General features: G+C 34.2%; 18 protein-coding genes and 2 pseudogenes. 19 read left to right on the top strand and 1 reads right to left on the bottom strand.

All coding sequences use genetic code 11. From position 1 onward, the window contains the following. Positions 1 to 152: 152 nt before the first annotated feature. The 12 genes and pseudogenes from AN964_RS10050 to AN964_RS10105 all read left to right on the top strand — a co-directional run. Positions 153 to 464: pseudogene (locus tag AN964_RS10050) on the top strand (ankyrin repeat domain-containing protein); the annotation flags it as partial. 51 nt (positions 465 to 515) lie between these two features. Next, positions 516 to 797: a nucleoside deaminase gene (locus AN964_RS10055; RefSeq protein ID WP_235950432.1), complete on the top strand. Its 282-nt coding sequence runs from the start codon at positions 516 to 518 to the stop codon at positions 795 to 797. Positions 798 to 951: 154 nt separating this feature from the next. Then, positions 952 to 1,428 (top strand): nucleoside deaminase, encoded by a 477-nt coding sequence (locus AN964_RS10060; RefSeq protein WP_244885866.1) that lies wholly within the window; start codon positions 952 to 954, stop codon positions 1,426 to 1,428. An 85-nt stretch (positions 1,429 to 1,513) separates the two neighbouring features. After that, entirely contained in the window at positions 1,514 to 2,740 is a 1,227-nt protein-coding gene (locus tag AN964_RS10065) for an amidohydrolase family protein (protein ID WP_055739545.1), read from the top strand. Between the two features lie 24 nt (positions 2,741 to 2,764). Beyond that, positions 2,765 to 4,000: an amidohydrolase gene (locus AN964_RS10070; RefSeq protein WP_055739546.1), complete on the top strand. Its 1,236-nt coding sequence runs from the start codon at positions 2,765 to 2,767 to the stop codon at positions 3,998 to 4,000. Between the two features lie 556 nt (positions 4,001 to 4,556). Then, complete coding sequence (gene hutH / locus AN964_RS10075; protein WP_055739547.1) at positions 4,557 to 6,071, top strand: histidine ammonia-lyase; 1,515 nt, start codon at positions 4,557 to 4,559, stop codon at positions 6,069 to 6,071. 136 nt (positions 6,072 to 6,207) lie between these two features. Next, the gene (locus AN964_RS10080) at positions 6,208 to 7,692 is read left to right on the top strand and encodes an amino acid permease (RefSeq protein ID WP_083489295.1); all 1,485 of its coding nucleotides are present in this window, start codon (positions 6,208 to 6,210) and stop codon (positions 7,690 to 7,692) included. A 645-nt stretch (positions 7,693 to 8,337) separates the two neighbouring features. Continuing rightward, positions 8,338 to 8,577, top strand: a complete 240-nt coding sequence (locus tag AN964_RS10085; protein ID WP_055739548.1) for a glutaredoxin domain-containing protein — start codon at positions 8,338 to 8,340, stop codon at positions 8,575 to 8,577. Further along, positions 8,571 to 8,951 (top strand): class Ib ribonucleoside-diphosphate reductase assembly flavoprotein NrdI, encoded by a 381-nt coding sequence (gene nrdI, locus AN964_RS10090; RefSeq protein WP_055739549.1) that lies wholly within the window; start codon positions 8,571 to 8,573, stop codon positions 8,949 to 8,951. The genes AN964_RS10085 and nrdI overlap by 7 nt, the downstream gene beginning before the upstream one ends. Beyond that, positions 8,929 to 11,115, top strand: a complete 2,187-nt coding sequence (gene nrdE, locus AN964_RS10095; RefSeq protein WP_055739550.1) for a class 1b ribonucleoside-diphosphate reductase subunit alpha — start codon at positions 8,929 to 8,931, stop codon at positions 11,113 to 11,115. The genes nrdI and nrdE overlap by 23 nt, the downstream gene beginning before the upstream one ends. A gap of 11 nt (positions 11,116 to 11,126) precedes the next feature. Next, on the top strand, positions 11,127 to 12,089 hold the full coding sequence (nrdF, locus tag AN964_RS10100; RefSeq protein WP_055739551.1) for a class 1b ribonucleoside-diphosphate reductase subunit beta: 963 nt from the start codon (positions 11,127 to 11,129) through the stop codon (positions 12,087 to 12,089). 81 nt (positions 12,090 to 12,170) lie between these two features. Then, positions 12,171 to 12,605 (top strand): dUTP diphosphatase, encoded by a 435-nt coding sequence (locus tag AN964_RS10105; RefSeq protein ID WP_055739552.1) that lies wholly within the window; start codon positions 12,171 to 12,173, stop codon positions 12,603 to 12,605. A 603-nt stretch (positions 12,606 to 13,208) separates the two neighbouring features. Here AN964_RS10105 and AN964_RS10110 read toward each other — a convergent pair. Beyond that, positions 13,209 to 13,775 (bottom strand): M15 family metallopeptidase, encoded by a 567-nt coding sequence (locus tag AN964_RS10110; protein ID WP_055741212.1) that lies wholly within the window; start codon positions 13,773 to 13,775, stop codon positions 13,209 to 13,211. A gap of 336 nt (positions 13,776 to 14,111) precedes the next feature. Here AN964_RS10110 and AN964_RS10115 point away from each other — a divergent pair, with 336 nt between their 5' ends. The 7 genes and pseudogenes from AN964_RS10115 to AN964_RS10150 all read left to right on the top strand — a co-directional run bounded on the left by AN964_RS10115 (position 14,112) and on the right by AN964_RS10150 (position 22,096). Beyond that, entirely contained in the window at positions 14,112 to 14,507 is a 396-nt protein-coding gene (locus AN964_RS10115) for a hypothetical protein (protein WP_055739553.1), read from the top strand. Positions 14,508 to 14,680: 173 nt separating this feature from the next. Continuing rightward, positions 14,681 to 15,520 carry a hypothetical protein gene (locus tag AN964_RS10120; RefSeq protein WP_055739554.1) on the top strand — a complete coding sequence of 280 codons (840 nt, stop codon included), beginning with the start codon at positions 14,681 to 14,683 and terminating at the stop codon, positions 15,518 to 15,520. Then, positions 15,517 to 16,806, top strand: a complete 1,290-nt coding sequence (locus AN964_RS10125; protein ID WP_055739555.1) for an ABC transporter permease — start codon at positions 15,517 to 15,519, stop codon at positions 16,804 to 16,806. The genes AN964_RS10120 and AN964_RS10125 overlap by 4 nt, the downstream gene beginning before the upstream one ends. Positions 16,807 to 16,810: 4 nt before the next feature. Further along, entirely contained in the window at positions 16,811 to 17,482 is a 672-nt protein-coding gene (locus tag AN964_RS10130; RefSeq protein ID WP_055739556.1) for an ABC transporter ATP-binding protein, read from the top strand. A 256-nt stretch (positions 17,483 to 17,738) separates the two neighbouring features. Further along, positions 17,739 to 19,851: pseudogene (locus AN964_RS10140) on the top strand (thioredoxin domain-containing protein). 190 nt (positions 19,852 to 20,041) lie between these two features. Continuing rightward, complete coding sequence (locus AN964_RS10145; RefSeq protein ID WP_055739559.1) at positions 20,042 to 21,088, top strand: polysaccharide deacetylase family protein; 1,047 nt, start codon at positions 20,042 to 20,044, stop codon at positions 21,086 to 21,088. A gap of 222 nt (positions 21,089 to 21,310) precedes the next feature. Continuing rightward, the gene (locus AN964_RS10150; protein ID WP_055739560.1) at positions 21,311 to 22,096 is read left to right on the top strand and encodes an alpha/beta fold hydrolase; all 786 of its coding nucleotides are present in this window, start codon (positions 21,311 to 21,313) and stop codon (positions 22,094 to 22,096) included. The last annotated feature ends 31 nt before the right edge of the window (positions 22,097 to 22,127 follow it).

Here is a 22,127-nt window from a genome sequence, read left to right on the forward strand (position 1 = left end):
AACTTATTTTTTTTATATTTTTCATATGATTAATCCTATGTTAGCATATTTGTAATGATTGGAAAAGGAGCTATACTGTTGAATCGTTTCTTCATAGTTTTATTTATTGTTTTGTTGAATCGTTAAACTTGCCAGCAGATAAAATAAGTACTGATACAAAACTTACCAACCGGTTTGGGGGAACAGCGCTTATACCAGCTTCAGAGCGTGGACACGTTGAAGTGGTTAGGGAACTCCTCACGAATTCAGATATTGATGTCAACCATATCAATAATTTACATTGGACAGCATTATTGGAAGCTATCATCCTAGGTGATGGCGGAGAAACGCATCAAAAAGTTGTACAACTTTTAGTCGAACACGGTGCTGATGTCAATATTAGTGATAGTGAGGGAATGACTCCTTTGGAACATGCACAAGCTAGCGGATACCATAAAATAGAAAAGATATTAAAAGATGCGTAAGTACGACACAAAGGGTCTAATTTTACCACCTGGTTAAGATGGGTAAGTTGAATGGAACAAAAAGAATTTATGAAGAAAGCGATTCAGTTGGCTGATGAAAATGAGCGCCACAACCATGGTGCGCCATTCGGGGCTATAGTTGTTAAGGAAGGTAAAATAGTAGGTACAGGCGTCAATGAAGTTTTGGCAACTAATGATCCGACCACCCATGCGGAAATTCAAGCAATTTGGCAAGCTTGTCAGAAATTAAACACTACTAATCTTTCGAATTGCGAGATCTATGCAAGCACTGAAACGTGTCCAATGTGTTTAAGTGCTACTATACAAAAATAAGGACAGTATAGTTTTCCAGTTCCAGCAATTCTAGCCAAGACTATTTATTTAATCAGCTTTCTTTACCACATGAAAAACGAGCGATTCAGATGGTTCAACTTGAAGTTTAGATATCTTTCAAAAGTTTTTAACCGTAATTAAACATTAATTTGAGGTGATTTTTTTGGATTTTGTAAAACGCACCATAGAATTAGCACTTAAAAATGTAGAAGAAGGGGGACGTCCTTTTGCTACTGTCATTGTACGGGATGGAGAAATTATAGCTGAAAGTCCAAATTTAGTTGCACAAACACATGATCCCACAGCACATGCTGAAATTCTTGCAATTAGAGAAGCTTGTAAAACATTACAAACTGAACATCTAACAGATTGTGAAATTTATATACTTGCCAGCCCATGTCCAATGTGTTTAGGATCCCTCTATTATTGCAGTCCGAAAAAAGTCATTTATATTACAACACGTGAGGATTATGCTCCTTACTACAAAGACGATCGCAAGTATTTTGAATTAGAAACATTTTATGATGAATACAAGAAACCAATTGAAAAACGCAGATTGCCTATGGTCCAAATAAAAGATGAAGATAGTATAAAAGTTTACCTACGATGGAGCGAATTAAATAAAAAATAAGCGGTTATTTAGAAATTAAGTCAGTTTGAATACTATGCAATACTTTGAAAAAATACTCAAACGAGTATTATGGGGTGGGTAAAAAATGACAGATAAAATATACTGGTTAACGAATGTCAGGTTAGAAACAGGTTATCACTCTGAAAATGGAACGATTGTAGGAACAAAAACAGAAGCATTTCATTTAAGAATTGAAGATGGAAAAATAATAGAAATAGTCTCTGCGGATAAACCGATAGAAACCAATTTACCTAGACTAGATGCGAATAATTATTTGCTGCTTCCATCATTTAGAGATATGCACATCCATATCGATAAAACGTATTATGGAGGGCCATGGAAAGCACCAACAATTCCTACTAAAGGGATTCTTACGAGGCTGCAGGAGGAGGAAGAACTACTTCCAAGTCTATTACCGGTTGCAGAAGAAAGGGCGAAAAAACTGCTAGACTTGGTGATGAGTGCAGGTACCACACATATCCGAACTCATTGCAATGTTGATCCTTTCATTGAGTTGAAAAATTTAGAAGCAGTTTTACGAGCAGTGGAAGATTATAAAGACAAATGTTCTGTCGAAATCGTTGCATTTCCACAGCATGGTTTATTACGAAGCAATTCATTCACTTACGTTAGGGAAGCATTGCGTATGGGAGCTTCATTAGTTGGTGGTGTTGACCCTGCATCCGTTGATGAAAATATAGAAAAATCACTGCAAATGGTAATGGAACTGGCTGTCGAGGCAGATGCCAATATCGACCTTCATATCCATGATCCAGGACATCTGGGTATTTTTACGTTTAAGCGATTGGCAGCTCTAACCGAAGAGGCAAGATGGCAAGGAAGAGTAACAATAAGCCATGCATTAGCATTTGCTGATATCTCTCCAAAAGAAGTTAGTGAAGTTGCGGAGTTATTAGCACATAATGGTATATCGATCACATCATCTGTTCCTATTGGAAGAACGATACCAATTCCTCTTTTACATGAAAAAGGAGTAAATATTTCTTTAGGGGATGATAGTATTACAGATCATTGGTCACCTTTCGGTAAAGGAGACAGTTTGGAAAAAGCAGGTACATTAGCGGAGCGTTTTGGTTTAAGTGATGAACGTTCGCTAGGACAAACCCTAGGGTATATTACGGGAGGCATAACACCACTAAATAAAGAAGGAGAACGAATTTGGCCAAATAAAGGGGATAAAGCGGATCTTGTTCTTGTAGATGCAAGCTGCTCTAGTGAGGCTATTGCAAGAAGAGCAGAAAGAAAAGCTGTTTTCTATAATGGAAATGTTGTTTCTGGAGTACTTAAATAATAGAAGAAGAAAGGATAGATAATAATGAGTTCTAATTATTGGTTAACAAACGCAAGATTAGAGACTGGCTATCAATTCGATAATGGCATCATAACAGGAACAAAGACTGAAATTTCCCATTTATTAATAAAAGATGGGATAATTTCGAAGATTATTTCTGCTGACGAAACAATTACAGATGATTTACCAAAAAAAGATGTGAAACAATTTTTGATTCTTCCATCATTTGTTGAAAAGCATTGTCATTTGGATAAAACATTGCTTGGAGACCGATGGCGTGCTGTAACACCTGTAAAAAATATTTTTGGCCGATTTGAAATAGAAAAAACGGTTTTACCAACTTTAGAAACAACTACACAGGAACGGGCAGAAAAATTACTAGATATATATTTGAAGTCCGGGGTTACTCATGTACGTACACATGTAGACTTATACCCTGAAGTTGGATTGAAAAATTTAGAAGAAGTTCAAAAAGCGTTGCAAACATTTGAAGGAAAGTTATCCTATGAAATTGTTGCATTCCCGCAACACGGTTTATTACTTTCGAAGGCCAAAGATTTAGTGCGAGAAGCCATTCGCCAAGGTGCGAATTTTGTAGGAGGTGTCGATCCCGCAACGGTAGATGGTGATATTGAAGCTTCCTTACAAGAAATGGTCGAGCTCGCGGTGGAAGGAAATGTGGGAATTGACTTGCATTTGCATGATGCAGATCATTTAGGAATCTTCACCATGAAACGCTTGGCTAAATTAGCTAAAGAAGCGGGTCTCCAAGGAAAGGTTGCTATTAGTCATGCGTTTGGTCTTGGCGACATTTCTGAAGTACAAGCAGAAGCGATGGCAGAAATATTGGCGGATGCAGGGATTACCATTATTACCAGTGTATCTCTCGGAAGAAAGTTTCCGCCTGTTGGCTTATTACACAGAAAAGGTGTTTCCGTAGCAGTCGGATGTGATAATATCTTTGATGTTTGGTCACCGTTTGGAAATGGAGATATTTTAGAAAGAGTAAGTCGTTTAGCGGAAATTTCCGGATGGAGTAATGAAAAGGCACTAGCACAAACATTATACTTTATTACCGGAGGCAAAACCCCGCTAAATTCTGAAGGAAAACAAATTTGGCCGAAAGTTGGAGATGAAGCGAGTATTGTTGTTGTGGATGCTTCGTGTTCAGCAGAAACTATAGCTCGGAGATCAAAACGAGTAGCGACGATGTTCAAAGGAGAAATCGTATCAGGTTCACTTGAAACCAGTAAAGAATAGTGAAGAAGTTATCTTAAAAGTAAAAGATACAAACAAAAATTTTAGTACATATTTTCCTTCATTGAGGATTATATGCCACTTAAATCCCCTTTTTTTAGGGGTGTTTTACTTTTTTTAAAATTGTAAAGGAAAAAAGGCAGCGTTATAAGCGGTTTCGTGACACTTTTCCATCTTTTAATTCAATCGTGCAGTTTGCTGATTGCAAAGTATCTTCGGAGTAACTCTTATAAGAATGTTGCACAATAGTAATTGTGAATATTTGTATTATCACGTTAAACAGTTTTAGATACTTTCACTTGCTATTGTGCTAAAACAATATTGTAGTAAAATTCAGAAAAATATATTGACAGAAATGTATTAAACAAAATAGAATAATTTTATAGAAATAATATTAGGAATTATTAGAAGGGTTGGAATACTGATGAGAATGTGGCTGCGTAAAATAATATATCAAAATAAAAGTATGCTTATAAAAGAGGTTGGACTTCAATTCTAAAAGGGAATCGGAATCCAGCCTCTTTCTTTATTTTACTAAAGTGATAGAGGAGAGAATAAAATGATTACTTTAACAGGGCAAAATTTAACACTGGAACAAATGAAAGAAGTTTTATACGAAAATCAGAAAGTCAGTGCATCTCTATCAAGTATGAAGGCTGCCGCAAAAAGTCGGGAAGCAGTAGAAAAAATTGTTTCAGAATCTAGAGTAGTCTATGGGATTACCACAGGATTTGGAAAATTTAGTGATGTTCTTATTGATAAAGAAAATGTCCAGGATCTTCAGCTTAATCTAATTCGTTCACACGCATGTGGAGTAGGTGAACCATTTCCGGAGATTGTCGCAAAAGCAATGGTACTTCTCCGAGCCAATGCACTTTTAAAAGGCTATTCCGGAATTAGGCCGCTTGTTATCGAAAGATTAATAGATTTGGTTAACAAGAATATCATTCCTGTCATTCCGCAGCAAGGCTCCCTTGGGGCAAGCGGGGATTTGGCACCGCTTTCACATTTAGCTTTAGTGCTAATCGGTGAAGGAGAAGTATTTTATAAAGGATATCGAATAGATTCACTTGAAGCATTTCAACAAGAAGGAATTTTTCCTGTAACACTTGAAGCAAAAGAAGGACTTGCTCTTATTAACGGTACCCAAGCAATGACAGCGATGGGAGTAGTCGGCTATCTAGAGGCGGAACAACTTGCATTCCAAAGTGAGTTAATCTCCTCTATGACCATTGAAGGATTAAATGGAATTATGGATGCCTTTACTGAAGAGGTACATATCGCTAGAGGGTATAAACAGCAAATAGAAACAGCAGCTCGTATCCGAGAATATTTAAGTGATAGTTTATTGACGACAATCCAGGGGGAATTGAGAGTACAGGATGCTTATTCTCTCCGCTGTATCCCACAAGTTCATGGTGCTACTTGGCAAGCCCTTGATTATGTGAAAGAAAAATTAGAAATCGAGATGAATTCAGCAACTGATAATCCACTAATTTTTGATGATGGTGATACGGTTATTTCTGGTGGGAACTTCCATGGTCAGCCAATCGCTTTTGCGATGGATTTTATGAAAATTGCAGTTGCAGAAATGGCAAATATATCTGAAAGACGGATTGAGCGATTAATCAATCCCCAATTAAATGATTTACCGCCATTTTTGAGTCCTGAGCAAGGTTTACAATCAGGAGCTATGATAATGCAATATGTTGCTGCATCACTCGTATCTGAAAACAAAACACTGGCACATCCAGCAAGCGTTGATTCAATACCATCTTCCGCTAATCAAGAAGACCATGTAAGCATGGGAACAATCGCTTCAAGGCATGCATATCAAATTATTCAGAATACAAGGAGAGTACTGGCCATTGAGCTAATTTGTGCAATGCAAGCGGTTGAATACCGTGGAGTTGAAAAAATGGCAAGCAAAACAAGGCTTCTCTATGATAAAGGTAGAGAAATGGTTCCTTCCATTACTAAGGATCGAATATTCTCAAAAGATATTGAAAAAGCAGCTGATGGCCTTAAAAAAATGAAACTGCAATTCCTAAGGCAATTAGATATTTTAAAATAAATATTACACAGTAAAGGTAAATGGGATTGGCTATACCGGAATTCCAAGTATTTAGTAAATAGACAACTGAAAGCACTTACATTTTTATGGATTAGTAAAGCAGCTATTGATAAAAGACTAAAGATAGAGGTGTTTTATGCAAAATACGGAATTAAAAAAACAAATTCATGAAACAAGACAAGGGGAACAACATGAGCACTTGGAAAGAAAATTAAAAACAAGGCACCTTTCAATGATTGCTATCGGTGGAACGATTGGTACTGGTCTTTTTTTAGCCAGTGGTACGACTATTCACGACGCCGGTCCTGGTGGGGCAATTGCAGCTTATGTTATCGCAGGTATCATGGTTTATTTCTTGATGGCGAGCCTTGCTGAAATGGCAGCTTTTATCCCAATTTCCGGTTCATTTAGTACCTATTCATCCCGGTTTGTCGACCCAGCTTTTGGGTTTGCTGTCGGTTGGAACTATTGGTATAACAATGCGATTATCCTAGCACTTGAATTATCTGCCTCCTCACTCATTATGAAATATTGGTTTCCTCATGTACCGGGAATTATTTGGAGTGCAAGCTTTCTTGTCATTATTTTTTTGCTGAATATTTTATCAGTAAAAGGGTATGGTGAAGCAGAATTTTGGTTCTCGATTATCAAAGTGGCAACTATTATCATATTCATCGTTATTGGTTTATTAATGATATTCGGCATTATGAGTGGTCATGCAGGAGGATTTTCCAACTTGACGGAAGGTGAAGCACCTTTCAAAGGCGGTATTCTGTCTATCTTTAGCGTTTTCATGGTGGTAGGTTTTGCTTTCCAAGGAACGGAAATGGTTGGGGTTGCTGCCGGTGAAAGTGAGAACCCAAGTAAAGATATGCCAAGAGCTATTCGACAAGTCTTTTGGCGGATACTTTTATTCTATGTGTTAGCGATTTTTATTATTGGTTGTTTAATTAGCTATAAAGACCCGAACCTGTTAAGCTCAGACATTACCAATATTGCTATCAGCCCATTCACGCTTGTATTTAAACATGCTGGATTAGCCTTTGCTGCTGCTGCAATGAATTCAGTTATTTTAACGTCCGTTTTATCTGCTGGAAACTCCTCATTATATGTTGGCTCCCGTGTCCTATGGACACTGGCTGAAGAAAGAAAAGCACCTGCTTTCTTGAAAAAAGTTAATAAAGGCGGCGTTCCTTATAATGCTATCTTGGCAACTACTGTAATTGGTATGCTCTGCTTCCTTACTTCACTTTTTGGTGATGGAACCGTTTATAATTGGTTATTGAATGCAGCCGGTTTAGCAGGCTATATTTCGTGGTTAAGTATTTCTATTACGCATTTACGATTCAGAAAAGCTTATAAGATACAAGGGAAAAATATGAAGGATCTGCCATATGTAGCAAAATGGTTTCCTTTTGGTCCAATCTTGGCAACAGTGATGTGCTTGATTGCTACTCTGGGTACCAATTACAGTGCTTTCCTTGGCTCAAAAATTGACTGGTATGGAATATTAGTTTCCTATATTGGGCTTCCCTTATTCTTGGCTGGATATATAGGTTATAAAGTAATAATGAAGTCTAAAATCGTCCCATTAAAGGACGCTGATTTTAGCCGGGAATAATTTATCGGTTGCTACTTTAACTAAAGATTAGTTTTTTTAAACATTTAAATAATATTGACATATCGTCAAAAGGGGCAGACTAAAAAGAAATTGATAGTTGACTTTTAGGTCTGCCCCAACTATTATGAGCATTTTAGTTGGAGGAATTTTATAAAGTTTTGTGGTGCCTCTTCATCAGATTAAAGCAGAATTCCCTACACTTTTATAAAATCCTTCATAATCAAATTATATGAACGCCTATTTGCCATATTGTTTATTTTTGTAGAGTATTTATGAAAAAAATGAATTATTCATTTTTTTCTTCTTATTTTTCTTGTGATTTTTTTATGATAATGACAGGTTCTTTTTTTTCGAAAAAGCATGAATGCGTATTTTTCCACATTTTTAAATTCATGCATTTGGATGTTTGTTCCTATTTTTTAATTTGTATTTTTATTTGATTACTGTTTTTAAAAAAATTTAATAAGGCAATAATGTAGGGCTTATTAGCAAATACATATAGAAAGAATAACAATAAAATAAATGAATCTAATTAATATATTTCCTTTTATGGTTGAAATAATTGTAGATTAAAAGGATGAAATTATTACAACTAATTGTTATAATCTGTTGATAGAAGAAATTTGTAGAATGGTGGTATTTAAAATGTCGAAGGTAACAGTTTATACAAAAAATGGATGTCCACAATGTGAAATGACTAAAGTCGTTTTAAATGGCGAAGGAATTGAGTATGACGTATTTAATGTAGAAGAAGATCAAGAAGCGTTTGATTATGTTGTAAATACACTTGAATTACGTCAAATGCCAGTCGTATTGGTGGAGGGACAAGAACCATTTACAGGATTCCAACCAGAAAAATTAAAAGCAATAGCGGTTAAATGTTAATAGTATATCTTTCATTAACCGGTAACGTTAGAAACTTTATTAAGAGGATTGATATGGATTCTTTGGAAATTAACTATACGAATCCTCTTATAGAGGTTACTGAAGACTTCGTAGTGATTGTCCCAACATATGATGATGATATTACTGAAATTATTAGTATTTTTATAGATTATAAAAACAATATGAATCATTTAATTGGTTTTGTTGGCAGTGGTAGCTTGAATTATAATGATAAGTTTTGCTTTAATGCAAAAGATTTATCAATGAAATATAACAAACCATTACTATTTACATTTGAAGCTAGCGGCACAGAAAGTGATGTATTGAAATTTAAAAAGGAAGTGAAGAAATTTGGAATCACCTGCACTAAGTAAGAAAGTAAAAGAGGATACTTATTTTACACTTAACAACCTTTTGAATTTACCAAAAGACGGAAAAATTCAGCTTGGAAAAGATAAAGAAGCGGTAAAGGCATACTTCTTAGAATATGTTAACCCTAATACGGTGTTTTTTCATACTTTAGATGAAAAGCTGGATTATTTAATTGAGAATGATTATATAAAAGAAGATTTTTTAAATAAATATGATCGGAAATTCGTTAAAAAATTATTCAAAGAAATCTATAGCAAGAAATTTCGTTTTCGCACATTTATGGGCGCCTATAAGTTCTATTCCCAATATGCAATGAAAACAGATGACGGTAATAGATTTTTAGAAAGATATGAAGATAGATTAGCTTTTAATGCACTTGCCTTAGCCGATGGGAATGAACAATTGGCTTTAGACCTAGCAGACGAATTAATTAATCAGCGCTATCAGCCAGCTACACCTACATTCTTGAATATTGGGAAAAAACGTGCAGGTGAAATGGTTTCTTGCTTCCTGTTAACAGTATCAGATGATATGAACTCCATTGGCAGGAGTATAAATTCAGCACTACAGCTTTCGAAGCTTGGTGGGGGAGTCGGAATTAGCTTAAGCAACATTCGCGCGAACAACGATCCTATCAAAGGTGTTTACGGACTTGCCGATGGTGTAGTGCCTGTTATGAAGCTATTTGAAGATGCATTCTCGTATGCAAATCAAGGAGGGGCAAGGGATGGAGCAGGAGTAGTATATCTCAATATTTTTCATCCAGACGTAGTCGATTTCTTATCGGTTCGAAAAGAAAATGCTGATGAAAAAGTCCGTATTAAAACACTGTCGCTTGGCTTAGTTGTACCAGATAAATTCTATGAGTTAGTTAAAAAGAATGACTATATGTACTTATTTTCTCCACATGATGTAGAAAAAACGTATGGTAAACCATTTTCTTTTATTGACATCACGAAAGAATATGAAAACATGGTTGAAAATCCTAATATACGAAAATCAAAAATTAAAGCCAGGGATTTAGAGACGGAGATTAGTAATCTTCAGAATGAAAGCGGCTATCCTTATATTATTAACATTGATACTGCGAACCGCAGCAACCCAATTGATGGTAAAATCATTATGTCTAATCTTTGTACAGAGATATTTCAAGTACAAAGAGATTCAGTAATAAACAATGATCAAACTTACGAATTTTTAGGAAATGACGTAAGCTGTAATTTAGGTTCTACAAATGTCACGAACTTAATGGCTTCTCCTGACTTTGGAAAATCGGTAAGAACAATGCTGCGTGCCTTAACGTTTGTTACAAATAATTCTCAGATTGATGTTGTTCCTTCCGTTAGAAATGGGAATGATATGTACCATTCTGTTGGTCTAGGTGCAATGAATTTACATGGTTTCCTTGCAAAAAATAAAATTCATTACGGATCACCTGAGGCATTGGAATTTACGGATATCTATTTTATGCTATTAAACTATTGGACTTTGGTTGAAAGCAATAATATTGCAATGGAAACAGGCAAGACTTTTTATGATTTTGAGAAATCCAAATATGCGACAGGTGAATACTTCGATATGTACTTGAATGAACCTGATTTTGCATTTAAATTTGATAAAGTAAAAGAATTATTTAATGGAATTTTTATCCCGCATCACGAGGACTGGATTCGATTGAAAGAATCCGTAATGAAACACGGATTATATAACGCGTACAGACTTGCTACAGCACCTACCGGATCGATCTCATATGTTAATGAAGCCACAGCTTCAATCCACCCAATTACGCAACGTATTGAGGAACGTACAGAAGGGAAACGCGGAAAAGTTTATTATCCGGCACCATATTTATCAGATGAAACAATCTCTTATTATGAATCTGCATATGATATTGACCAACGAAAAATTATTGACACATATGCAACAGCTCAAAAACATGTGGATCAAGGGTTAAGTATGACATTATTTATGAGATCAGAATTGCCAAGCGGGATTTATGAATGGAAAGAAAATAGTGAATTTCCTACAAAGAAAACAACTCGTGATTTAAATATTTTAAGAAACTATGCGTGGAAAAAAGGGGTTAAGTCTGTATATTACATTAGAACATTCACAGATGACGGAAATGAAGTCGGAGCTAACTACTGTGAATCCTGTAGTATTTGAGGAGGATTTGAATGACCACAGATTGGGAATTTTACGATGCAATAAACTGGAATGCTATCGAAGATATGTTAGATAAAATAACTTATGAAAAGCTTACAGAACAATTTTGGTTATCTACACGTATGCCTGTATCAAAAGATAAATCGGATTGGACAAAGCTCCCAGATGTTGAAAAACGGTTGGTAGAAAAAGTTTTTGGCGGTTTAACCATGTTAGACACTCTTCAATCAGAAAATGGAATTGATGCATTAAGAAAAGATGCAAAAACCCAACATGAAATCGCCGTTTTGAATAACATTCAGTTTATGGAGTCAGAACATGCCAGAAGCTATTCTTCCATTTTTAGTACATTAAACACAAAGAGAGAGATTGAAGAAATATTTAGATGGGCAAGGGATAACGATCTTCTGCAAAATAAAGCACGCATGATCGATGAAGTGTACAAGAATGGAACTCCGCTGCAAAAGAAGGTGGCAAGTGTATTCTTAGAATCCTTCTTATTTTATTCCGGCTTTTATACACCGTTATATTATTTAGGAAAAGCGAAATTAATAAATGTAGCAGAAGTTATTAAACTTATAATACGTGACGAATCAGCGCACGGGGCATACATTGGCTATAAATTTAAAGTAGGATTTGACAAACTGTCCGATTCAGAAAAAGAAGAAATGAAATCATGGATATACACCTATTTATATAAACTTTATGAAAACGAAGTTAAATATACTGAAGCTCTATATGATGCAGTTGGTTGGACAGAAGATGTTAAAGTATTTCTTCGATATAATGCAAATAAAGCTTTAATGAATCTCGGCCTCTCGCCTTTATTTCCTGATACTGCTGATGACGTTAATCCTATAGTGATAAATGGTTTATCAACAGGTACAACGAATCACGACTTCTTTTCTACTGTAGGAAATGGTTATTTACTCTCTGTAGTTGAGGATATGAAAGATTCAGATTACGATTATTAATCATGTATAGGGGTTAGATAATATATCTAACCCCCGTCTTTTTTATCTAGTTCATATAAATGAAAAGAAGGAGCATACATCATGACATTACAAATTAAAATCAAATACTTTCATTCAGATTTACCAAAAATTAAGAAGATAGCTCAAGGGGATTGGATTGATTTACGTGCTGCACAAACAATTGAATTAAAAAAAGATGAATTTAAACTAATCCCTCTAGGAATTGCAATGGAGTTACCTGAAGGATATGAGGCACATATTGTTCCGCGTTCAAGTTCATTCAAAAACTTTGGGATTATTGAAACAAACTCTATGGGAGTTGTGGATGAATCATATAAAGGGGATAACGATCAATGGTTTTTTCCGGCATATGCCCTGAGAGATACGAAAATTGATTTCGGTGAACGTATATGTCAGTTTAGAATTTTCGAGAAAATGCCTGAAGTGGAATTAATAGAAGTTGACCACCTAGGTAATGAAAATCGTGGTGGGCATGGCTCAACAGGTGTGAAATAATAGGAATAACACTGAAAAATAATTTTCAATTGTTCGCCAAGTAGGTTGTAGAAGGAAACAATCTCTACAAATATAACATTAAGTTTATTTAAAAATACTGATTAAGAGAAATTAAGAAACCTCCCGCAAATTTAATAAAGTGTTTACTTGTCAGGTGCAAAAAGGTAAATAACAAACCTAAACATATAGCTAGTCTCATAAATTTCACAACACAATTCGTATAGTTGAAAAGGCCTAGAGATGCATATATCTCTAAGCCTTTTTTAAATTTTCTTTAATTCACTATAACACCCGTAGCGTACAAGTTCATTTGAAGCTGAAGCAAGTTTGATAAATAGGCGGAGAAATTTCCCTTAATGAGGAAATAGCACTGAAAACGGCTTAAATAGACGGAAAAATTCCGACTATTGACCCGAAAAACGTAGAAATAGGTAATTTTGCTTTGCATAATCGGAAAATTTCCGCTTATATCCCTCGAACCTAGCTCTATTCTACAGCTTAACCGGAAAATCTCCGCTTATTTTAAATATGACTTGTTCTAAATTAAGGATAAGACGACTTATGTTTCAAAAAATCAAATGAACCTCATTTAGAAGCGTTGCGTTATTTGTAATCGTTTGGATTGACTTGCATAGGTCCGTAAAATGAAGCGTCTGTATCTTGATAGTCCCACCATTCATTTTCATAACCCTCAAAGCCAGCTCTTGTCATAGCGTTGTGAAGAACTTGATAATGGTACTCCTGTAATGGGGTGCGAATAGCATTTCTTTTTGCGGCGTTACTGAAATCATCGAATTTACTTTGCATTTCTATTTCTTTTCCATCCATATCAGCCAGTGTCAAATCAAAGGTAACACCTTTTTCATGGCTATGGTTTGGATTAGGCGGTGCTACCCAAATCGGATCCGGATAAATCTCAAACATTTTCTTCTGAGCATAGGATGGCCGATAGGCATCCCAAATGATTATGCGAAATCCCTGTTTCTTCAGGATATTAGCCGCAATGCCTAATTTTTTTGCGGTTCCTACTCGAGCGACAGCTATTGAAAAGTCATATATTTTCTGTTTGGTAAAGTTGTCCGCAGTAGCGTATTTAAGATCAACAATTATACTATCGTCAATTTTTGTTATATTGATAAATTTCTTATCGTCCTCGGATATTGTCACCATTACACCTTCTTCCATACTTATGTTTGAAAATTAGATAGACTCCCCCTGCAATTTTTTTTGCATCTTAGCAATTTTTTTGTAGTGCTTTATTTTTCATACACTTCTCCCCCATTATCTCGCAATTTGAGATAATTTAAAAATAAAAAAATACTTTCTATATTATGTTAATAGTATCAATTTAAATAATTATTTGATGTATTTCAAAGATTTATTTTTAGCCAAACCATTATTCGCTATGTTGGAAAATGTAAAAAATGAAAAAGTGGTTGCACTCCCCAGGATAAATTCGATATTATTTTTTTGTGATTACCAATTAAAAGGGAGATCGAGAAAAATATGTTATTAAAAAAGAAAGGTAAACTACTAAAATTTGTTGGGGCTTTAGTGTTTGCAGCATCTGTAGCAAGTTTATCACCAATTGCATCATCAGCTGCTAAAGGTAATTGGGTAGGTTCATCAACTGCTAATTCCATTTCCATTATGTCCTCATCTAAACCAGATAAACACTGGGCAACTTACGACTATAAAGATATGAGTTCTTACCTTGCTAAACGAGTAGTAGCACATACGGATTGGAAAGGTATGTATCACTATTCTAGAGCTAGATTTGAAAGTTCATTGGTAGGTATCGAAGGAGATAGCGGTAGAGTTTGGGGTATGGATAAAACTGTTGCATACAGTGGTTTTGTTGATCCTGCGTTTACAGTAGCCCATACATACTGGGGAAATTAAAGGACTAATATAGATAGTAAGATGGTCCTGTGACCATCTTATATCTTACTTTATAATATATTATGAAACTAAAATACTTTAATTCATATCCTAAATATTTCATATCTCTTATTGTTATTAATCTTTTTTGTCTTTCTATATTCTGGCTACTAGCTTATATGGATAATATAAATATGATCAATAACGGATATATAAATAGCAATTCTATATCCTTTACACTTAAGAAATCTCATTCATCTTTTACAGTTAATAAGGATAAATACATATTATTTCAGTTTAATACTTATTCCCCTTTTATTAAACACGTTCTAATTAGCGGCGACATACAACTTCCACCTATTAAATATGTGGATAAAGGAAAGACATTTTCAGAAGAAAGAAGTATTGCTGTTATCGGGAAGCAAGTGAAAAAAGATGCTATCCCATCAACAGTTAAAGTTATTGGATACTTTGATACACCAAATTCATATAAACTAAATTCTGATGTATGGATCTTATCTAAGAGTCGAATTATTAATACTGGAAATGGTACTTCTTTTATATTTTCCACTCCAAAGCAAAATGCAAAGTCTGTTTTAAATAAGATTATTAAAACAGAGTCAATAAATATACTAGATCGTGAGGATTATGGAACGTATGCTCTTAAGTCTAATCAAACTATCATTATTGCATTATATATAGTATTAATATTTTTAATCGCATTTTTTGTTTACATATGTACAAATTGGTTGTCACAGGATAAAAATTTAATCCGGATTTTATATCTATCGGGCAAACCTATCCTATCCATCTATTTTTTTATCTGGAAATGGAAGGTTCTTCCCTATAGTATCATCTCGTTCTTATTAATACTTATGGCTATTACTTTTGAAAAGTCTATAAGTAAATTTTGGTCTTACACATGGTTGACAGATACTGCATATATTTTTATTTTATTTCTCCTCTTTCTGAGTGTTTATTGTTTATTTATCGTAACCTTCTATACAGCAGGAAAAGGTGGTAAAAGGTTTTGAGAATTTTAGGAATCCTTTTTAAACAAAACAAAATTTTAAATTTATTGGCTATTCTAGTCTCTATTCTTTTCTTTACACTTATTTTTGTTTTTGTAGTTAATGTTAACCAGACAAATATTGAAATAAAAACCACTAAGAACTTTGAGGGAAAAAATATATATCAAGTATCTGATAGCTTAATTGGAGAGAAGGAAAAGACTTTTTTTAAAAACACGAAGGGATACGACCTGTTGAATGAATTTAACCATGAATTATCTCGTTCACATGAATTCACTTATTATACCGCTACATGGCAACCTATTGGTGTAGCAGGTTTTAAAGGGAATCATTCTTTTGACCCGAATTACCAAATTAGCGGTCAGTCTACTCCTACTTACGAATTAAATAATAAAACTTATTCATTCGTATTAGCTATTCAAGCTAACAAAGCAGTATTTGATATAAATAATCTACAAATAGATATGGGTAGACAATTTACTCAAGATGAATATAAGTATAAAGAGAATAGTTCACCTATTCCCGTTTTATTAGGTGGCCAGTATAGGGATTTATATCAAATCGGATCTAAGATAAATATTTTTCTATATAACAAAGAACTTAAAGGAAAAGTTATTGGCTTTTTAGAATCGCATCAAAAAATAATGACTGCTAATCAGCCAGAATTGATTTTAGATAATTATATGATTTTGCCTGCGATTACATTTAGTGAAAATCCATCAAATTATTTGATGCATAATCCCAAAGATGAATTATTTGTAAAAGCTTCTCTACTAGCTGGTACAGATAGTATATTATTAACTAAACAGTCACCTGTAAAAATCAGAAAAAAAACAGATCAAATTGCGGCGAAAACGGGGTTCCGTGATTTTCAACTAATCGGAGCTAGTAGTTTAGCAATAAATGCTTTAGTAAGTATGACAAAAACAAACATGTCTCTTATAGTTATTGCTATAACTTTATTGTTTTTTATTACATTAATAACTTTTCTATATACACTACATTTAAAAATGAAGAAAAATATAGATTCGTATCTTGTATTGTTAATCAGCGGTGCGAATATGTTGCATATTAAGAAATATGTTAGAGATGAATTTTTATTACTATCTTTAATAGGTACGATAATACCAATCATCCCGTTATTAATTTTAACCGGGTGGTCATTTTCTACCCTTCTAATTTATTTGTTCTTTAGTATAGGATGCATCCTAGTGATATCCCAATTGATTAAATACTATATAAATAAAGAATTCACAAATATTGATATTGTACAACATTTAAAGAGGTGATAATATGTCTCAAATTCAACTATGTAACATCTCAAAATCATTTCAAGGGTCATTTGTTTTTAAAAATGTTGATTTAAAAGGGGAAGCGGGACAAATTATTGCTATAAGAGGGAAAAGTGGGGTTGGAAAAAGTACTCTTCTTAATATTATTGCAGGCTTGGAACTTCCAACTTCCGGGAGTTATCAACTTGATGATATCAATATGGTGGAAAAAAATATTAATGAATTATCTCGTATTAGAGGAGAAAAAATAGGTTATATATCTCAATTCTCACCAATGGTTCCTAACTTGACGGCATTCGAAAATATCTGTATCCCACTCCTGTTGATTAAGCAAAACGATGATGTAACAGATTCTAGAATGAAAAGAATAGAGGAATTAAGTAAACTATTCGAAATACAGGACCTATTACATAAAAAAGTAAACAAATTATCTGGAGGAGAAATTCAAAGAGTGGGAATTATTCGTTCTTTGGTAAACGAACCATCTATCATAGTTGCAGATGAACCGACTGGATCATTAGATGATGAAACATCTTCCAATATTTTAGATTATTTTCATACATTGAAATTGGAAGGTATCCTTATTATTTTAGCTACCCATAGTAAAATGGTTTCAGATCATAGTGACATTGTTTATAATTTAACAAAAGATGGTCTAATACTAGAAAAATAAAAACTGAACTTAGAACAGGAAGCATTAGCACACATTTTCGAGAGTTCACATTCTTATATTCTGTTATAATCACTACCCTTTAGGGGATATAATAAGTATATTACTTGACTCCATTTAGGGGTCTTTTTTTATTGGCTGAAATTATATACATTAGGATATTATAGAAGTAAATGAAAGTTGCTTGTATATAAACCATACGGATTAGACACCCGTTCATCCCAATGCAAGCGGTGATCATTTATTAAATATTAAGGAAGTGTATACGTTGAAAGAATACTTAACTAAAGATAGACATTCTGCAAAGTATAATTGGTTAGTTGAATCAAAATCGCCATACTTATTACAACATAAAACAAATCCGGTCAATTGGTTAGAGTGGTCACCTGAAGCATTCCAAAAGGCAAAACGGGAGGGTAAGCCTATCTTTGTGTCTATAGGTTATTCCTAGTTAAAAGAGGTAGACAAGATTTACTTGTCATTGGTGTCACGTCATGGAAAGAGAATCCTTCGAGGATCAGGAAGTGGCGGATTTACTAAATAAATATTTTGTTTCAATTAAAGTGGACAGGGAAGAGCGGCCGGATATTGATTCGATTTATATGACTGTATGTCAAATGTTGACTGGTCAAGGTGGTTGGCCATTAAATGTATTTTTGACTCCAGATCAAAAGCCTTTTTATGCAGGAACTTATTTTCCGAAGACAAGTCATTATGGGCGTCCTGGAATGATGGATGTGCTACCGCAGCTGCATGAAAAATATCAGCAGGAACGAGAAAATATGGAGAATATAGCTGATAAGATCACAATGTCTTTAAAAGAACGTTCAACCGTTGAAGCTGGGACGGAAATTTCAGAGAATGTTATACATAAGGCATATCAGGAAATTGTTCAAAATTTTGATGGAATCTATGGTGGATTTGGTCAGGCTCCTAAATTTCCAATGCCACATCAGCTTATGTTTTTGCTTCGGTATTTCCATTGGACGGGAACGGATATGGCCCTATCAATGGTTGAAAAAACATTAGAAGGCATGGAAAAGGGTGGAATATATGATCATATTGGTGGCGGATTTGCAAGATATTCTACCGATAATATGTGGTTGGTTCCCCATTTTGAAAAAATGCTCTATGATAATGCATTACTTCTATTTGTCCTTGCGGAAAGTTATCAAGCGACCCATAATGAAAACTGGAAACGCATTTCTTATGAAGTTTTTGAATTTTTAAAGCGAGAGATGGCAAGTGCTGATGGAGGCTTTTATTCTGCAATTGATGCGGATAGTGAGGGGATTGAGGGGAAATATTATGTTTGGTCACGGACGGAAGTTTTGAATATCCTTGATTTTGATTTAGGGGAGCTTTTTTGTGAGGCGTATGATATAAGTGATGAAGGCAATTTTGAAGGATATAGCATTCCTAATCTGATTCAAACAAATCTGGAGAACGTTGCTAATAATAAAGGAATGTCCATGGAAGATGTTTTGCAGAAGCTGGATGAAGCAAAGGCTATTCTTTTAAAAGAACGCGAAAAACGAATTTATCCTCATCTTGATGATAAGATACTAACTTCCTGGAATGCATTAATGGTTGCGGCATTTGCGAAAGCAGGAATTGCATTTCAAGAACCCCAATTTCTCGATTATGCACGTAAAGGCATAACTTTTATCGATGAGAAGCTTTGGAAAAATGAGCAATTGTATGCCCGTTATCGTGATGGAGAGGTAAAATTCAACGCTTATTTAGATGATTATGCATTTATGCTATGGGCATATTTAGAAATGTATGAAGCGGAACATAAGCTTAATGATATACAACAAGCGATTAAAATCAAAAACAAGATGTTCAAGGAATTTTGGGATGATAAAAGTGGTGGTTTTTATTTCACCAGCACAGATGCGGAAACATTGATTTATAGAGAAAAACAAGGATTTGATGGTGCGCTTCCTTCTGGTAACAGTGTGGCAGCACTTCAATTGTGGAGATTGGCCAAGTTTACAGAGGATATGGACTTACAAGAAAAGGTGGATAAATTGCTGGCAAGCTTCGAACAGGATGCAAGTGTATATCCTCATGGGATGTTATATATGCTGCAGGCTGCTATGGCTAAGTATGCAGGTGGAAAAGAAGTAGTTGTTTCAGGAACTAATGATAATAACAGAAAAGAATTTGTGACTTTATATCAAAGTAATTATCACCCATTTGACATATTAATGATTGCAGATATGGAGAAATTAAATACAAAGGAATTACAAGTCTGGAAGGATAAACTAGACGAGAAGCATGATTTTGCATTGTATGTATGTGAGCAATACAGCTGTAAGAATCCCATATACAACGTCGAAGAAGCGAAAACATCCATGAACTTATAAAATCTCTCTTTAAGGAGAGATTTTTTATTTTTTTATCATTAGGACCTACCATTAGGTAATATAATCCTATATAATTATTACAAACACGTAACGTTTTTTTCATTTTCAAGTCTAATAAATTGAGAGTTTCGTTGCTTAAGAAAGGGGTGGCGGAAAGGCAAAATAATAAGGTGTGAAAGGATTGAAATAGGTGAATCAGTCATCTGAGTACAACAAACTTAAATTAATTGCGAAATTAATAAGTGGTACATTATTTGTTTTTTTAGTTATTTTATTATTCTACAATAGTAAAATATCGAAAAGCGACACTGCTTTTGCAAAAAAATTTACAACTGCCACTATATCAACTCCAAATCAAAATCTCCGAACTTATAACGATGTGTCGCAGAATTTATTTATCCATAATTATGTATTTAATGAAAAACTTCGAAATGAAAAGATAAAGCAAGAGGAATTTTTAAAAGAAATAATAGAGGAAAGTCCTATTAAAATAGCAATTAAACAATCTAAGAAAAATGAACCTGGAAAAATCAAAAATAAACAACCATCTAAGGGGAAGGGAGAAAAAAATACAAACCCGTTAGTTGATGTTCCAAAACAATTAAGGTTAAAGGAACCTAATTCGAAAAATCAAAAAGTGGTATATTTAACATTTGATGACGGACCAAGTGCATCCTCTGCACAAACACTTGCTTTGTTAAAGAAGTATCATGCAAAAGCAACATTCTTTATGCTTGAACCAAATATTAAAAGATATTCGAGTACAGTGAAACAAATGGTGAAGGATGGAAATTCCGTTGGCTCGCACGGTGTTACGCATGATATTCACAAGATTTATCGTTCCCCTGATTCTTTTGTAAAGGAAATGACGCAAACTTTAAAAACATTGAAAAGTATTACAGGGGAAAAAACTCAGCTTATACGTGTTCCATATGGATCAGTACCGTATATGAAACCGGCATTTCGTAAGGCAAGTGATTTAGAAGGCTTTATCATGTGGGATTGGGATATTGATTCAGATGATTGGGAATTGACTCATGGTGAATACATTCAAAAAATAAAGACACAAGTAGAAAACTCTTCAGGGAACAGGTCTTTGGTTGTTTTAATGCATGAAAAAACAACAACCGTTAATTATCTGGAACAAGTACTGAAATATTTTCAACAAAAAGGTTATAAAATGGAGGCTATTTCTTCAAATTTGAAGCCGGTGCAATTTAAATATCGGAAGAATTAAGTAGTAAGGAATAAAATCGTTCTTTATTTTATAAAAAAATAATAATAGGATAACCTAAAAATAAAGGTGAAGCTAACAGCTTCACCTTTATTTAATGATAGGAAAGTATAAAATTTTTCAACATCTAAATAATTTAACAAGTTTAATCATGTCTAGCGAAAGCAGATATCGGCTAGCGGATTTCTTATATCCAAACAATCTATTCTTATAATGGAGGAAAAAATGCCAATTGCAAAAATGCAAAATAAAAATTTATTTTTTGATGATTTTGGGAAAGGTACCCCGATCCTTTTTGTCCATCCTCCCGGAATGGGAAGAAAGACATTTGTTAAGCAAATTTCTTTATCTGACAAATTCAGGATTATCTTGCCAGATTTGAGCGGGCATGGTGATAGTCCAAGTGCGGAAGATAAAATTTCTGTTCAAACCTATATAGAAGAATTAGATACGATTAGAAAAGAATTAAACCTCGAACAGTTATTTCTTTTCGGTTACTCAGCCGGAGGTATTATTGTTCAAGAATATGCAATTCAATTCCCAAACTATGTGAAAGGTGTTATATTATCTGGTGGATACCCAAAAATCGACACAGATATACTAAAAACTGAACATTTGATTGGAATTTACTTAACAGAACATTTCCCTAAATTTTTAGCAAAAATATTATCCATCAGCCATTTCCAGGAGAAGAATTTACAGCAGGAAATGTATAGGCATATTTTAAAAGCAAATCAGCAAATTTGGGCGGCATTTTACAAAGAATCCTTGTATTTTGATTGTATGGATCGCATTGCTAAACTAAAAACTCCACTTATGCTCTTATATGGGACAAGATCTGATTATATTAATTACCATGTTCGGTTATATCCGCAGATTATTGATACGGACATTCACTTTCTGTCTGGGGCAGGACACCAATTACCAACAAGGAATTATCAAAAAGTAAATTCACTTATTCAGCAATTTGTTCAAAAAGTCGATTTGGTTAACAGGAATAATATTATGTAAATATGAGGAGTTTTTTTATTATTTAACTGGG

This window comes from Heyndrickxia shackletonii, assembly GCF_001420715.1.
GTDB lineage: Bacteria > Bacillota > Bacilli > Bacillales > Bacillaceae_C > Margalitia > Margalitia shackletonii.

Excerpts from the sequence above, each read along its gene's own strand:
- AN964_RS10105 (WP_055739552.1), top strand. The coding sequence starts at position 12,171 with ATGACATTACAAATTAAAATCAAATACTTTCATTCAGATTTACCAAAA.
- AN964_RS10110 (WP_055741212.1), bottom strand. The coding sequence starts at position 13,775 with ATGGTGACAATATCCGAGGACGATAAGAAATTTATCAATATAACAAAA.
- AN964_RS10080 (WP_083489295.1), top strand. The coding sequence starts at position 6,208 with ATGCAAAATACGGAATTAAAAAAACAAATTCATGAAACAAGACAAGGG.
- AN964_RS10065 (WP_055739545.1), top strand. The coding sequence starts at position 1,514 with ATGACAGATAAAATATACTGGTTAACGAATGTCAGGTTAGAAACAGGT.
- AN964_RS10085 (WP_055739548.1), top strand. The coding sequence starts at position 8,338 with ATGTCGAAGGTAACAGTTTATACAAAAAATGGATGTCCACAATGTGAA.
- nrdI (WP_055739549.1), top strand. The coding sequence starts at position 8,571 with ATGTTAATAGTATATCTTTCATTAACCGGTAACGTTAGAAACTTTATT.
- AN964_RS10055 (WP_235950432.1), top strand. The coding sequence starts at position 516 with ATGGAACAAAAAGAATTTATGAAGAAAGCGATTCAGTTGGCTGATGAA.
- AN964_RS10130 (WP_055739556.1), top strand. The coding sequence starts at position 16,811 with ATGTCTCAAATTCAACTATGTAACATCTCAAAATCATTTCAAGGGTCA.
- AN964_RS10115 (WP_055739553.1), top strand. The coding sequence starts at position 14,112 with ATGTTATTAAAAAAGAAAGGTAAACTACTAAAATTTGTTGGGGCTTTA.
- hutH (WP_055739547.1), top strand. The coding sequence starts at position 4,557 with ATGATTACTTTAACAGGGCAAAATTTAACACTGGAACAAATGAAAGAA.
- AN964_RS10070 (WP_055739546.1), top strand. The coding sequence starts at position 2,765 with ATGAGTTCTAATTATTGGTTAACAAACGCAAGATTAGAGACTGGCTAT.
- nrdF (WP_055739551.1), top strand. The coding sequence starts at position 11,127 with ATGACCACAGATTGGGAATTTTACGATGCAATAAACTGGAATGCTATC.
- AN964_RS10120 (WP_055739554.1), top strand. The coding sequence starts at position 14,681 with ATGATCAATAACGGATATATAAATAGCAATTCTATATCCTTTACACTT.
- AN964_RS10150 (WP_055739560.1), top strand. The coding sequence starts at position 21,311 with ATGCCAATTGCAAAAATGCAAAATAAAAATTTATTTTTTGATGATTTT.